This window comes from Pseudomonas sp. GW456-12-1-14-TSB6 (genome assembly GCF_059424205.1).
Genome location: NZ_JBWKZE010000003.1, coordinates 237,263 through 251,347 on the forward strand (window position 1 = coordinate 237,263; position 14,085 = coordinate 251,347).

The 14,085-nt window shown below is 62.8% G+C and carries 9 protein-coding genes; 4 read left to right on the forward strand and 5 right to left on the reverse strand.

The features are described from left to right. Window position 1: 1 nt before the first annotated feature. From AC07Y2_RS04235 to AC07Y2_RS04255, 5 genes are read right to left on the reverse strand one after another with little or no spacing between them, the layout of a single operon-like run. Window positions 2-1,621 (reverse strand): DUF2300 domain-containing protein, encoded by a 1,620-nt coding sequence (locus AC07Y2_RS04235; RefSeq protein WP_103385499.1) that lies wholly within the window; start codon window positions 1,619-1,621, stop codon window positions 2-4. A 1-nt stretch (window position 1,622) separates the two neighbouring features. Beyond that, complete coding sequence (locus AC07Y2_RS04240; RefSeq protein ID WP_103385500.1) at window positions 1,623-6,188, reverse strand: alpha-2-macroglobulin family protein; 4,566 nt, start codon at window positions 6,186-6,188, stop codon at window positions 1,623-1,625. Continuing rightward, complete coding sequence (locus AC07Y2_RS04245) at window positions 6,185-6,850, reverse strand: DUF1175 domain-containing protein (RefSeq protein ID WP_041475438.1); 666 nt, start codon at window positions 6,848-6,850, stop codon at window positions 6,185-6,187. Before AC07Y2_RS04245 ends, AC07Y2_RS04240 begins: the two co-directional genes overlap by 4 nt. Next, window positions 6,820-8,532 (reverse strand): DUF2138 domain-containing protein, encoded by a 1,713-nt coding sequence (locus AC07Y2_RS04250; RefSeq protein WP_103385501.1) that lies wholly within the window; start codon window positions 8,530-8,532, stop codon window positions 6,820-6,822. The genes AC07Y2_RS04245 and AC07Y2_RS04250 overlap by 31 nt, the downstream gene beginning before the upstream one ends. Before the next feature lie 35 nt (window positions 8,533-8,567). Then, on the reverse strand, window positions 8,568-9,359 hold the full coding sequence (locus AC07Y2_RS04255; RefSeq protein WP_085648667.1) for a YfaP family protein: 792 nt from the start codon (window positions 9,357-9,359) through the stop codon (window positions 8,568-8,570). Between the two features lie 277 nt (window positions 9,360-9,636). Here AC07Y2_RS04255 and AC07Y2_RS04260 point away from each other — a divergent pair, with 277 nt between their 5' ends. The 4 genes from AC07Y2_RS04260 (at window position 9,637) to dxs (ending at window position 13,987) form a co-directional block, all read left to right on the forward strand. Next, window positions 9,637-10,782, forward strand: a complete 1,146-nt coding sequence (locus tag AC07Y2_RS04260) for a Fic family protein (RefSeq protein ID WP_103385502.1) — start codon at window positions 9,637-9,639, stop codon at window positions 10,780-10,782. Window positions 10,783-10,870: 88 nt separating this feature from the next. Beyond that, complete coding sequence (locus tag AC07Y2_RS04265; protein WP_007894317.1) at window positions 10,871-11,113, forward strand: exodeoxyribonuclease VII small subunit; 243 nt, start codon at window positions 10,871-10,873, stop codon at window positions 11,111-11,113. Further along, complete coding sequence (ispA, locus tag AC07Y2_RS04270) at window positions 11,110-11,997, forward strand: (2E,6E)-farnesyl diphosphate synthase (RefSeq protein WP_007955546.1); 888 nt, start codon at window positions 11,110-11,112, stop codon at window positions 11,995-11,997. Before AC07Y2_RS04265 ends, ispA begins: the two co-directional genes overlap by 4 nt. 91 nt (window positions 11,998-12,088) lie before the next feature. Then, a complete protein-coding gene (gene dxs / locus AC07Y2_RS04275; protein WP_085668093.1) occupies window positions 12,089-13,987 on the forward strand; it encodes a 1-deoxy-D-xylulose-5-phosphate synthase in 1,899 nt (632 codons plus the stop codon). Window positions 13,988-14,085: the final 98 nt, after the last annotated feature.

A 14,085-nucleotide genomic window follows, 5' to 3' on the forward strand; every position in this document is an offset into this window, starting at 1 on the left:
TCTATTCCAGCAAAAGGTGACGGGCGAGCCCTTCGATATAGGTTTCATCCTGGCCATTGGGGTGAGCTTCAAAGGCCAGGTGCAGGTATTCGTGAGTCAGGTCCAGGCGATCCTGCAAGGACAGCACGCCGCGCACGTAGATGCGCTGGCGTTCGCGGTCGACGAAGGGGCGGCCGAAGGCGAGTTTGCAGACGGCGAAGGTGCTGACTTCGTTGTAGCCGGTTTCGCTTTCCAGCCTGGGACGCCAGCCGCGCCGCTGTTTTTGCAGCCAGTCTTGGGCAGCAGGTAGCGCTTCGCAGGACGCCACCGGGTTGTCCCAACGGCTCAGGCTGGCGCGCGGGTAGGCGTGCAGCAGAATCGCGTCGTAACGCTGGCCGGCCTTGGCTTGTTCGACCGCTTGTTGCCAGGCCAGTTTGTCGGGGCCGGGCTGATCGGAGTGATAGGTGACGGTGCTGCCGGCCAACACCAGATCCGCCGTCCATGCGGCGATGTTGCGGGATTCGGCGGAAGCAGGACGCGGTGCAACACGCTGGCGAGTGCTGCTGTCGTCGATGCTCAAACATTCGCCATTGCGCGTGGCGTTTTGCAGCAGATACGTGCGGATCGCCACGGCTAACGCTTTCGCGGCTTCGGCCGGCTCAGGTTTGGCTTCACGCTCCAGCACACGGGCGACGTACTCCTCGCGATCCAGCCGGGCGACCAGTTTGTCGTTGAGCAGAAACAGTTCGCCGTCGCTGTGGATATCCAGCGCATTGCCATTGGCGAACTCCACGCGGTAATCGCCCTGCAACGGGCCGGAACTCATCCCCCGATCACCGGACAGAACCCGCGAAACCGGATATCGCGAGAACAATCCCACCTCGACACAACGCCCCGCTTCCGCCGGCCAGGAAGCAGGCAACACTGTCGCCAACGCAGCACCGTAATGCCGCAAAACCATCTGACTGGTGCCCCGGCCACCGGCCCAGATCGGCGAGCCATCCGCCGTCCAGCCGGCGAATCCACCCTGACGTGATTGCGGGTCCTGATCGCCGAGCCAGCTCCAGGTTTTCACCCGCAAGCGCCCGCCGAGTTCACCGGCGACATTGCCGTCCGCCGCATTCAGCACCACGTCGAGCAGCACCCGACGCATCTGCTCCTGAGCCGGCAGCCGAGCCAGAAAGCCCAGCAATTCAGCCACCGAAACGCGCGTCTCAGGCTTTAGCGAAGGCAACTCCAGCAACCACGAAGGCCCACCGCGCGCCTGCCAATAAGTCCGCCAATCAGCAGAGGAAATCCCCAACCGCGCCGGCTCGAAATACAGCCCGCAGGATTTCACCAGCGCCTGATCACGCTCGATCTTCCCGCCCGCCGTGCAGCAATAAACTTCTTCCTTCGACTGCCCGCGACATGCATACGCCGGTTCCCGCGCACCGGTATCCACCAGCCACGCGTAGACAAACACCTTCCACAAACTACCCAGCGGCGTATCCAGCGACGAAGGCAACGGCTCGCGAGCAGTCAGTTGCGTAGTGTTCAGCGACAGCAGTTCGCCCTTGTAGGCCACGCGCAACGGTTCATCCTGCGCCGTCGCCAGCGCAGGAATCACACACATCAGCAGCCACACCAGCGGCCGGGTCATGTCAGTTGACCGTAACCTGACCGAGGGCGGCTTTCGCTTCCCGGGCCTGATGCTGCGGTGCGTAGACCTGAGTGAAGCGCACCGGCGGCAGGTTGAACTGGCCCTTCTGCGAGAACCGCACCAAATGGCGCAGACGCAATTCGCCGCTCAGCGCATCCACCGGCACCGCGTAAGCCAGTTGACCCGGTTCGAACCGTGCTTTTTCCAGCGCGGTCGGTTCGGTGCCGTCCTTGCCCTGCAACTTGATACCCCACGTGGTGCGCTCAACATCGGCGCCCGGCGGCAGCGGCACTTCGAGCATGCCGTAGCGCAGCGGTTTCGGTGCCTTGCTGGTGAGGATCACCTCGTCCAGATACAGGCTGTCGCTGGACAGCGGTTTAGTGCCGACCGGCTCCAGTTTGAAGGTGAACGCTTCATCACCCGGCACCAGACGTGACAGGCGACGAGTGATAGTGACGGCCATCGGATCGACCGCCGGTTGCTGGGTCTGGAAGCTCAGCGCGGCACGCAACGGACGCTCCTGAGTGCCCGACACCGACAACACGCTCGGCACCGGCGCAGTCCCTTGCCACGTCCAGTACATCTCGCCGGTCGCGCCGTAGTTTTTCTTCCAGCCTTCGCCCGGAGCCAGCGCGATGGTCGGCGAGGCCTGGGCGATGCTGCGTTGCAGCCAGGTCAGCGCCAGCGCACGTTCAAGGGTCGATTGCTGTGGCAACAGGCGTTGCAACAACGCTGTCGCACGAGCCTGATCGAACGGTTGCAGCGACAGGTTCAGCGCTTCGGCAAACGGCTGCGAACTGACGGACAAGCGCTGTTGCGCAGCGCCCAGCTGACGATTGAACGCGTCCGGCAAAGCGACTTTCGACTGGGTGGCCAACGATGCGGCCAAGACCCGCGCCGCCGCCAGACCCAGCGCCGAATCCGGATCGCCCATCACCAGACTGTCTTCGCCGTCGTCCATCAGGGTTTCGGCATTGCCTTCCCCGGCCTTGGCCAGATCGTCCAGCAAACCGCTGAGCAGTGTGTTGACCGGCAAATGCATCTGCTTGGCGAACGACAGGATCAGCGCCCGTTGCAGCAACGGTGTGTTCGGCGCCTGCTTGGCGTAGACCTCCAGCACCCGCTGCCAGTGCTCCGGTGGCAAGGTGAGATCCAGCACCTGGCTGGCGTTCCAGTCGGCGTAATAGGCGTAAGCGGTGAGGAACGCATCCGGCTCGCCATCGAAACCCCACCAGGTGAAGCTCGCCGACGGCCCGGCCATTTGCACCAGGCGCAGACGGCTGTTCTGCATGATCAGGCGCAAGCGGTCGCGGATCTGCGGGCTCGACGCCAGCGACGGATAAGCGATGCTCAGCGGCAGCAAGCGGCTGGCGGTCTGTTCGACGCCGCCGTACGGATAGCTGAGCAGATCGTCGAGGGCCGAACGGAACAGCGCTTGCGGACTGTCATCCAGACGCAGGCGAATATCGGTGGCGTCTGCCGGCAGGCTCAACGGTGTGTCACCGCTGGCCACGTCGAGGCTCTGGGTCTGCGTTACTTGCCAGCCTTCGCCGGTGGCGGTCAGGCGCACCGCGAGGGCGTCGGCGGTCTTGCCGTCCTGCACCAGTTCGGCGGTCCATTCGCCGGTGGCCAATGCGAAGGCCGGCAGCGGCAGGTAGTTGATGCCGTTGTTGAGGGTCACCGGCAGGCGCTGTTCGGCGCCGGCGTAGTGAGTGACCAGTTCAGCCTTGACCGGTTTTTCGGCCTGGCTGAAGGCGAACACGCCGAGTTGCGGCTGATCGCCCTTGCGGAATTTGCTCGGCCCGCTCCACTTCAGATACAGCGGTTTTTCCGAGCGCACGAACTGCTTCCTCTGCCCGACCTGACCGTCATCGGCAATCGCTCGCGCGGTGATGCGCCAGCGGGTCAGCGAGTCCGGCATCTTGAAGGTGAAACGGGTTTTGCCGTCAGCGTCGGTCAGCAATTCCGGCTGCCACGCAGCGGTATCGACGTCTTCGCGACGCGGCCGCTCCAGCACTTTCACCCCACGCTCGCTGCGGTTGGCTTTGCCCGGTGCGCCGGGGCTGCCCGGCAACGCCACGTCGTAGCTGATGAACGACAGGCTGGCGCTGGTGCGCACGTTGTTGCGGCGCGGGTGATAGAAGAACTGGTCGATGGTCGGCGCGACTTCCGGTTGCAGCGCATAGACCATTTCGTCGACCACGCTGACCGTCAGGTGCGCCGGCACAGCCTTGCCGGCGAACTGCGTGGTCAGGTCGACGGTCACGGTATCGCCCGGCTGATAGGTCTCTTTGTCAGTCTTGATCGCCACGTCGATCTGCGGCGCAACAACCTTGATCCCGGCGTTCTGGAAGCTGTACTGACCGCCCTTGGTGTACAGCACGGAGAACGTCAGGTTCGGCGCGAAATTGTCCTTCACCGGAATGCGTGCGCGGTATTGGGTGTCGCTGAGTTTTTCCAGTTTCAGCCAGTCGCCGCCCTTGGCCAGCAGCGCGGTGGCTTCGACCTTGTCACGCTCCAGCGACAACAGTGCATCGCTGACCGGCTCCGGGAATGTGATCAGCGCAAGCGCTTCGTCGCCGGCCTTGTACTCGGGTTTGTCGAGGACGATTTCCACGGTGCCCGGCACAGCCTTGACGCCGTCGCCGGTGACCGAATGACCGGTCGCACCCAGCACCCGGCCGTGCTGATCTTTCAGCGACAGGTTGTAGGTGCCCGGGCGATCGAAAGCGACGCTGAAGCCTTTGTCTTTCGCCGCCAGTTTGCCTTCCCCGGTGGTCTGGTCTTCCAGACGCACCCAGCTGTAGCTGCTCGGCACCACGGCCTGCGCCTGTTCGCTGCCACCCTCGTTGGCGTAGCTGAACGCAACTTTGTCACCGACCGCGCTGAAACGCTGCGGCGCGCTCAGGCGGAAGCTGGCGGCGCCGCGGTCGATGAGGATTTCCTTGGTGGTCTTGACCCGATACGCCGCGCCGTCGCTGGCAAACACGGTGAGCATGTAGCGGCTCGGTTTGTCGGCGGCCGGCAGGTCGAGGGTCGCGTTACCCTTGCTGTCGGTGGTCAGTTCGGTGCTGGTCAGCTCCACCGGGAATTGCCCGAGGTATTGCAGCTCATTGTCGACCATCGACAGTTGCTGGGCACGCAGGCTCAGGGTCAGCTTGGCGTTAGCCACCGGTTTGCCGTCCGGATACAGCAGCACCAGGCTGCCCTTCACCGGCTCGCCCGTGCGGTAATCCTGCTTGGCCAGATTCAGCGAGATTTCAAAGTGCGGCTTGATGTACTCGGCCACACGGAACGCGCTGCTGTAGGCCTGATCCTTGTAGTTGAAACGCAGCTCGTAACCACCGGCCACGGCGTTGTCCGGCAACTGGAAACGGCCCTGGGTGCCGGCCTTGGAATCAAGTTTCAGATCGAGGCGCTGCAACTCGGTGCCGGTGGCATCGAGCACGCTGACATTGACGTCCGCCGCGCCCGGCAATACCGAATCCCGCGCGTTCTTGAATTCACGGCCGACGATTTTCAGCGACACCCAATCACCCGGACGATACAGCGGCCGATCGGTGAAGGCGTAGAGTTTGGTGTCGTAGATTTCGCTGTCGTAATAGAAGTTTTCCGAGACGAATACACCGCCCTCTTCGTCCTCGCCAATCACGAACGAACGCTCCGGGCTGACGTGTTTCAGGCGCAGCAGACCATCGGTATCGGTGGCGCCGCTGCTCATCACGCCGAGGCCGTCGGTCCACAGCACGTTGACCTTCGGCACCGAGCTGCCTTCGTGTTTGCGCGCGGCCCACACCAGCAATTCATCACCGGCAATCTTGCTCACCGCAACGGTGTTGGAAACGAAAACCATGGTGGTTGCGCGGTACTTGCCAATCAGCGCTTCGACCAGATACAGGCCCGGTTTCAGATTGCCCAGCGGGATGTAGACGTTACCCGGCGCAACGCTGACAAACTCGCTGGAAGACCCGGCCAGATTGACGCCGGTCGGCGGCTGGATCGGCTTCGCTTGCCACAGCGGATAACGGAACTGGCTGACCACCGGCAGACCCGGAATCAGGGCGAACTGCGGTTGCGCGTCGTACGGCGTCGGCGCGGCGATGGCATTGCCCATCTTCAGCTCCGGCACTTCCTCGGTGACTTGCTGGCGCGACTCGTAAGAGAACGCACGCTGCATCACCCGACGGGATTTGCGGTACCAGTTGTCCCACAGGTACGCCAGGGTGTTCGACAGGCCTTCACCCTTGAACTGGCCGTCGCTGACCACGCGGTGCAGGTTCTTCTGGCGCTTGAGGAAGTCCAGCGGCTTGTCGATCTTGTACACGCGGATATCGGCGCCGCCGTACGGCTCCATACGGAAGCGACGATAGTCACGGCCCGGCGCTTCGAGGCGTACCACCGCCTGTTCGTCGGCGGCGAAACTGCTGTCGGCCAGCAGGAAAAAGCTTTCACCGGACACCGGCGTGTAGCCGCTTGGCTCCACGGTGTCTTCGGCATTCACGGCCGAAAACGGCAGGGTCAACAGCAACAGAAAAGGCAGTAAACGCAGCATGCGGGCACCGGTCATTGGGAGAGAAAATTCAGTCGATAGACGCCGATGAAGTTGGGGTTGGCTGCGTCGGGTATCCATCGGGTGTCCTTCCATGTCATGAGTTGCTGCAGGCTTGCCGAACGCATGCCGTTGTCGGTTGGGGTGGTCGTGCCGGTGTGATAGGCGATGTAGCGGCCCATCCAGATCATCAGGTGCTGGTCGTCGCCCTGATCGAAAAACATCAGATCGCCGGGCCGTGCCTGGGACACGTCGCGGCCGATCAGATGGCTGTTGAACTGAATCAGTTTGATCGCGTTGACGTAGGGCCCGACCTTGCCGCCGCCCTGCTGCCATTGCTGGGCGAGCTTGCGCTGATCGGCGCTCAGGTCCAGCTCCGGCGGCAGGTAGCGGTTGGACACGCCATTGCTGCGCAGCCATTTGTCGTCATGGACTTTCAGCGCTTCGTTGGCGGCGAAACGCACCAGTCCCGCGCAGTCCTGCTGATACCAGCGCGGGCTCGGACCTTTGCTCAATTGTTCCTGGGCGATGCGCACGAACCAGGCGCGAAAGACCTGGGACTGCTGCGGATCGAGGGCCGGAGTCTCAACGGCTCGGGCACCGGCGCTGAGCAAAAGCGCCAGCAAGCCGAGGCTGCGAATCAGTCCGGTCACAGCGCTTTCCACTCCAGCGGCAGCCATTGCCAGTGCCCGTCAGGCTCGCTGCCTTCCGGCAAAGTCAGGGCGTATTTGCCCATGCCGCCGAGGGTGCGCAGTTTCGGGATCAGGTAGGTTTGCGCGGCGTTATAGAACACCGGCTCCATGTCCTGCGGCAGGCTGTCGAGGGTTTCCTGCTGGATCAGTTGCGCCATCGAATCCGGGCCGAAGTAGATCGGCATCAGCACGTCTTTCGGCAGTACGTCGGCCATCGGCGGGAAGCGTTTGTCGAGGGTGCCGAGGGCCTTGTCGACCAGTTTGTCGTCGAGGGAAAACAGCAGCGTCGAACCGTGGCGCGCCAGGCTGACTTTCATGAACGCACGGCCGGTGATCGCTTCCGGATTCTCGGCATCTTTTGCTGCATACGGGCCGAAGTTGGAGCTGACCTGACGCTGCCAGAGGTGGCTCTGGCCTTCCTGTTTCTCGACCACCGGGAACGCGTGCTCGTCGACCTTGCCTTCGTAGGCGCCGACCATCGAATCGAACAGCGTGCCGATATCTGCGTCGAGTTTGCCGTTGTCTTCGTCGTTCAGACTGGCCACCAGCAACGGCGTGTACAGCCGCGAATCGGCGTACCAGCACAGACCCGCCGCGCCGGCCACGTGTTCGGTGAGCTTTTGCGCCACGGCTTCTTCGGCGCCGAGTTTCACCAGCAACGGTTTTTGCGGTTCGGCGGCCACCGGCAAGGTCACGCAGGCGCTGGCGCCCAGCGGCATGGCTTGCCAGACCGGTTTGAAATCGAAGTCCGGCTGGTTCTCCAGTTCGTCCATGGCGAGATAGCTGTGCCAGCCCTTGTCATCCATGTCGAAACGCAGGCCGGCGAAGTTCGGAATGAAACGCTGATAACCCATGGCCAGGACACTGGAATTGACCGACAGCCGCTGCTTGGTTTCCGGCGTCTTGGCCGGCAATCCGAACGCTTCGGGGAACAGTTTTTCGCCATTGAGCAACGCCGCCAGCGCCTGCGGCGAGACGTGACCGGAGTCCTCCGAAGCACCACTTTCCGGGTCGTAGAATTTGGCCGGATTGGACAGCACCACCAGTTTGTCGCCACGGGAGGCGAACAACAGGGATTTGCCGGCGTTGTAGGTCAGCTGATACAGCGGCACTTCGTCGCCGCCAGCTTTCAGGGTGCTGAGCACGCTCAGTTGCGAATCATCCAGGGCGACTTTCGCCAGCGGCTCCAACACCTTGGCCAGACCGCCGCGATCCATCACCAGCAGGAAATCCTTCAGGCGACCATCGGCGCCGCGCCACAACGCCACGTCTGCCGGTTGATCGAAGAGCTGCTCGATCAGGCTGTCCTGCAACTTCAGGTCATGCTCGTAAATGATCCGCCGCAGACTGCCGATCAACCCGAGACGGTCGGCGTGGGTTTCGTAATAGAAGACGAAATCCTCGGTAAGCGTGGCCTTGAGGAACGGCACCGTCAGCAGGTCCTTCGGCAACTGGCTCAGGGAGCGGGTTTCCAGCAGCGCGTCCGGGCGGCTCAAGCCGAGCTTGTCGCTGGCCAGTTCCGCCGGCGGCGCCTTCGGTTTGTGCATCAGCCAGCCGAGCCCGCCCGCCACGCCGGCGACAAGGCACAGCCCGACCGCCAGTAACGGCCAGCGCCGGGAAGGTTTGCCGGCAGGTGTTACGGCGGCCGGTGCAGCAGTGTTATCGCTCATCTTTCCAGAACCCGAGTTCATCCGTGGCGGGATGCTTAATAGTTGAAAGTCTTGACCAGCAGCAGATCACCGATGGCCCGCAGGGGCACGATGAACGTTTCGCGTTTTTCGTCGACGGTGTTTTCGTTGAGCACCAGCGTGATCTGCGAGGTGATGACCTCGTTCTGGTTGCTGGTCTCCTCGAAGTTATAGCCGCCGTTACCGAAGTTGCCCCAATAGTTGACGTAAACCAGATAGGTGCCGTGCAGCGGCGCGGTCATGGTGAACATTTCCGGGCCGGGGCCGTCGACACCGTCCGGATCGAGCCCGCCGCCATTGCTCATCGCCGGGCGCGCCCAGAAGGCGTGCTGGCCGTCAGGCGTAATGACGTGCAGGTCGAGTTCGGCTTTAGGGTCGTCCCAACCGAGCACCACGCGGATCCGCGCCGGCGTGCGCAGGTTATTGGCTTCGTAGAATTGAACGCGCTTGAGCGGCTGGCCGTCGGCGCTGATCACTTCGACGCTGTTGGAGCCGGCGCCGAACGCATACGGCCGGGCGAAACGCCCATCGTCGTCGGTGTACAGATTCAGTGGATTGCCATTCACCGCCAGGCTGTGGGGCGGGCGCAGATGCCCGATCGCCTTGAGCTGACCCTGGATCATTGTGCGATTGCGCTGGATGCCTCGATCGATGGGCGGCGTGGGATAGGCGACCTGCGGGTTTTCCGTGCGATCGAGCAGCCCGTGATAGCGCCAGCCGCCCACCGGCTCCGACAGCTCCGCGCTCGGCGCTGCCAGCAGCGCGGGCGCGCAGGCCAACCCGATCAGCAGCAAAAGAAGTGAACGCATGTGATGCCTCCTGCCATGCCTGAACGAAACCTTGCACCCGATCCTCGGTACTTCACAGCGGTGAAAACTGCGTTTCGTCTTAAAGACCCGTGACTGTCGGGTCGTAGAAGGCGCGAAGGTTAGCGATTCGGCAGTTTTTTAACAATCGGATACATCTGGATTTGCGGTAGGAATCACGGCGACCAGTGGACGATGAGCCGATTAGGCGTCATATTCGGCTCACGAAATGAGCCGAATAGCGTTTCCAATCGGCTCACGCACTCAGGATCAGCAATTAATGGCGACTCACTGGATCTGGCAGCAGCCTGATTGGCCCGACTTCAACTGGCAGGCGGAATGCCTGGCACCGTTGTTGCGCGAGTGTGTTCAGGCACAAGGTCAATTGATGGGCATGGCGGGATCGGTGAGCCATTCACTGAGCGCGCAGACAGAGCTGGACGCTTTGCTGCAAAACATCGTGACCTCCTCGGCCATCGAGGGTGAGCAGTTGAATGTCGGATCCGTGCGATCTTCGCTGGCACTGCGCCTGGGGCTGGAATTACCCGATGGCGACAAAGTCAGTCAACGCAGCGAGGGGCTGGCGCAGCTCATGCTTGATGCGACCCGGCGCTTCGCCGAACCGCTGACGCTGGAGCGTCTGCTGGAATGGCATTCGTGGCTGTTTCCAGAACAGGAAAACGGATTCTTCGCGCGCGCGATCAATGTCGGCGCTTTACGCGGCGATGAGTCGATGCAGGTGGTTTCAGGGCGAATCGACCGCCCGACCGTGCATTTCGAGGCGCCACCGCGACAAGGCCTCGAGCGACAACTCGACAGTTTTCTCAAATGGTTCGACGCCAGTCAGCATCAGGCAGGCCTCGATCCTTTGCTGCGAGCAGGCATCGCGCATTTCTGGTTCGTCACCTTGCACCCGTTCGATGACGGCAACGGGCGCCTGACTCGCACCCTCACCGATCTGGCATTGGCTCAGGGCGAAGCGCAGGCCATTCGTTTTTATGCGATGTCCGCCAGCATTCTCGATGATCGTGCGGGCTATTACCGGATTCTCGAATCCAGCCAGAAAGCCACGCTGGACATCACCGACTGGCTCGCATGGTTCCTGCAAACCCTGCTGCGCAGTCTGCAACAGGCCATCGCGCGGATTGAAAGTGTGTTGGGAAAATCACGCTTCTGGCAGGCGCACCGGGAATCCGGGCTGTCGGCGGAGCAGATCAAAGTGCTCAATCGTTTGCTCGACGGTGGTGAGCGCGGTTTCGAGCACAGTATCAGCGCAGCGCAATACCAGAGTGTGGCCAAGGTCTCCAAAGCCACGGCCACCCGACATCTGGCGGAACTGCTGGAAAAGGGCTGCCTGCAACGTCTTCCGGGCGGCGGACGCAGCACTCGGTATCAGATTCAATATCCTGGCGAATTGACCGACTGACACCCTTGTCCGTCGGCCCGCTCATTTGCCCATACCCCCCCTATCTGCTAGTGTCGCGCCGGTTTAACGTCAACCGGAATTAGCCGCCATGGCCCGCAAAAAAGCTGCACTGGATTTCGAACAGTCCCTCGCCGACCTGCAAACGCTGGTGGAGCGTCTGGAGAACGGTGAATTGTCGCTGGAAGACTCGCTGACCGCTTTCGAGCAGGGCATCGGCCTGACCCGTGACTGCCAGGCGGCGCTGGCCCAGGCCGAGCAGAAGGTCCAGGTGTTGCTGGAGCGCGATGGCGAACTCGCCGAGGAACCCTTCGACGCGGATCAGCCAGAATGATTGCAGCGTATTCGGCCACCAGCCAGGCACGGGTCAATGCGGCACTGGAAACCCTGTTCAACGCCCCGCTGCCAGAACTGGCGCGCCTTTATGAAGCCATGCGCTACAGCGTGATGAACGGCGGCAAGCGCGTGCGTCCGCTGCTGGCCTACGCGGCATGCGAAGCCCTCGGCGGCAAGGCCGAACAGGCCAACGGCGCGGCGTGTGCGGTTGAGCTGATTCACGCGTATTCGCTGGTGCACGACGATTTGCCAGCGATGGACGACGACGATCTGCGTCGCGGCCAGCCGACCACCCACAAGAAATTCGACGAAGCTTGCGCGATTCTGGCCGGCGACGGCTTGCAGAGCCTGGCGTTCAGCGCCCTGCTCGACCCGCGTCTGAGCGACCTGAGCGCGGACATCCGCCTGCAACAGGTCACAGCGCTGGCGCACGCGGCGGGCCCGGCCGGCATGGTAGGCGGTCAGGCCATCGACCTCGGTTCGGTCGGCCTCAAGCTTGATCAGAAAGCGCTGGAACAGATGCACCGGCACAAGACCGGCGCGCTGATCGAAGTCAGCGTCAAGCTCGGCGCCCTGGCCAGCGGCCGTGCCGAGAGGGATGAACTCAAGTCCCTGCAGACTTATGCACAGGCCATCGGCCTGGCATTCCAGGTCCAGGACGACATCCTCGACGTCGAAAGCGATACCGAAACCCTCGGCAAACGCCAGGGCGCCGACATTGCCCGTGACAAGCCAACTTACCCGGCCCTGCTGGGCCTCGACGCGGCCAAGGCTTACGCACTGGAACTGCGCGATCAGGCCCTGCACGCGCTGCGACCGTTTGACGCGGCTGCCGAGCCGTTGCGCGATCTGGCCCGGTATATCGTCGACCGGCGCAACTGAAGGCTTATCTGCCAAAAAAGACCAACGCGTGGGCAGGGGGCGATGCATCAGGTAAACTGCCGCATCTTTTATACCTATAACGATTCGCCTGATGCCCACGACGTTTCATGAGATTCCCCGCAAGCGCCCGACCACGCCCCTGCTCGACCGCGCTAATACGCCGGACGGCCTGCGCCGGTTAGGCGAAGCCGAGCTGGAAACCCTGGCTGATGAGTTGCGCCTGGAATTGCTCTACACGGTCGGCCAGACCGGTGGGCATTTCGGTGCCGGCCTGGGCGTCATCGAGCTGACCATCGCGTTGCATTACGTCTTCGACACCCCGGACGACCGGCTGGTGTGGGACGTCGGTCATCAGGCTTATCCGCACAAGATCCTCACCGGTCGTCGCGAGCGCATGGAGTCTTTGCGCCAGAAGGACGGCATCGCCGCCTTCCCGCGCCGCTCCGAGAGCGAGTACGACACCTTCGGCGTCGGCCACTCCAGCACCTCGATCAGTGCCGCGCTGGGCATGGCCATCGCCGCCCGCCTGCAGAACAGTGATCGCAAGGCGATTGCGGTGATCGGCGACGGTGCACTGACCGCCGGCATGGCGTTCGAGGCGCTGAACCATGCGCCGGAAGTCGACGCCAACATGCTCGTGATCCTCAACGACAACGACATGTCGATCTCGCGCAACGTCGGCGGGCTGTCTAACTATCTGGCGAAAATCCTTTCCAGCCGCACTTACGCGAGCATGCGTGAAGGCAGCAAGAAAGTGCTGTCGCGCCTGCCCGGCGCCTGGGAAATCGCCCGTCGTACCGAAGAATACGCAAAAGGCATGCTGGTCCCCGGCACCCTGTTCGAAGAACTGGGCTGGAACTACATCGGCCCGATCGATGGCCACGACCTGCCGACCCTGATCGCCACCCTGCGCAACATGCGCGATCTGAAAGGCCCGCAGTTCCTGCACATCGTCACCAAGAAAGGCAAAGGCTTCGCCCCGGCGGAAGTCGACCCGATCGGTTACCACGCCATCACCAAACTCGAACCGCTGGACGCCCCGGCCGCTGCGCCGAAAAAGGCCGGCGGGCCGAAGTATTCCGGCGTGTTCGGTGAATGGCTGTGCGACATGGCCGCTGCCGACCCGCGTCTGGTGGGCATCACCCCGGCGATGAAGGAAGGCTCGGATCTGGTGGCGTTCAGCGAGCGTTTCCCGCTGCGCTACTTCGACGTGGCGATTGCCGAGCAACACGCCGTGACCCTCGCGGCCGGCATGGCCTGCGAAGGCGCGAAACCGGTGGTGGCGATCTACTCGACATTCCTGCAACGCGGTTACGACCAGTTGGTGCATGACGTCGCGGTGCAGAACCTCGACGTGCTGTTCGCCATCGACCGCGCCGGTCTGGTGGGCGAAGACGGCCCGACCCACGCCGGCAGTTTCGACCTGTCGTTCCTGCGCTGCATCCCGGGCATGGTCATCATGACCCCGAGCGATGAAAACGAACTGCGCAAAATGCTCACCACCGGCCACCTGTACAACGGCCCGGCGGCGGTGCGCTATCCACGCGGCAACGGCCCGAACGCGACCATCGAAAAAGACCTCGAACCGATCGAGATCGGTAAGGGTGTGGTGCGTCGTCAGGGCAGCAAGGTCGCCCTGCTGGTGTTCGGCGTGCAAATGGCCGAAGCCCTGAAAGTCGCCGAGACGCTGGACGCGACCGTGGTCGACATGCGTTTCGTCAAGCCGATGGACGAAGCGCTGGTGCGCGAGATTGCCAACAGCCACGATCTGCTGGTAACCATCGAAGAAAACGCGATCATGGGCGGCGCTGGTGGCGCGGTCAGCGAATTCCTCGCCCGCGAGAACATCCTCAAGTCGGTGCTGCACCTGGGCTTGCCGGACGTTTACGTCGAGCACGCCAAGCCGGCGCAGATGCTGGCCGAGTGCGGGCTGGATGAGGCCGGGATCGAAGCGGCGGTGCGTGAGCGCCTGGAACTGCTTAACAAGTAAAACGCAATGCCCATGTGGGAGCGAGCCTGCTCGCGATAGCGCACTGTCAGTCACTTAAATGCCGATTGACACACCGCAATCGCGAGCAGGCTCGCTCC

Coding starts and splice junctions, on each gene's coding strand:
- AC07Y2_RS04245 (WP_041475438.1), bottom strand. CDS start 6,850: ATGGCTGCCGCTGGAGTGGAAAGCGCTGTGACCGGACTGATTCGCAGC.
- AC07Y2_RS04250 (WP_103385501.1), bottom strand. CDS start 8,532: ATGAGCGATAACACTGCTGCACCGGCCGCCGTAACACCTGCCGGCAAA.
- dxs (WP_085668093.1), top strand. CDS start 12,089: ATGCCCACGACGTTTCATGAGATTCCCCGCAAGCGCCCGACCACGCCC.
- AC07Y2_RS04260 (WP_103385502.1), top strand. CDS start 9,637: ATGGCGACTCACTGGATCTGGCAGCAGCCTGATTGGCCCGACTTCAAC.
- AC07Y2_RS04235 (WP_103385499.1), bottom strand. CDS start 1,621: ATGACCCGGCCGCTGGTGTGGCTGCTGATGTGTGTGATTCCTGCGCTG.
- AC07Y2_RS04265 (WP_007894317.1), top strand. CDS start 10,871: ATGGCCCGCAAAAAAGCTGCACTGGATTTCGAACAGTCCCTCGCCGAC.
- ispA (WP_007955546.1), top strand. CDS start 11,110: ATGATTGCAGCGTATTCGGCCACCAGCCAGGCACGGGTCAATGCGGCA.
- AC07Y2_RS04255 (WP_085648667.1), bottom strand. CDS start 9,359: ATGCGTTCACTTCTTTTGCTGCTGATCGGGTTGGCCTGCGCGCCCGCG.
- AC07Y2_RS04240 (WP_103385500.1), bottom strand. CDS start 6,188: ATGACCGGTGCCCGCATGCTGCGTTTACTGCCTTTTCTGTTGCTGTTG.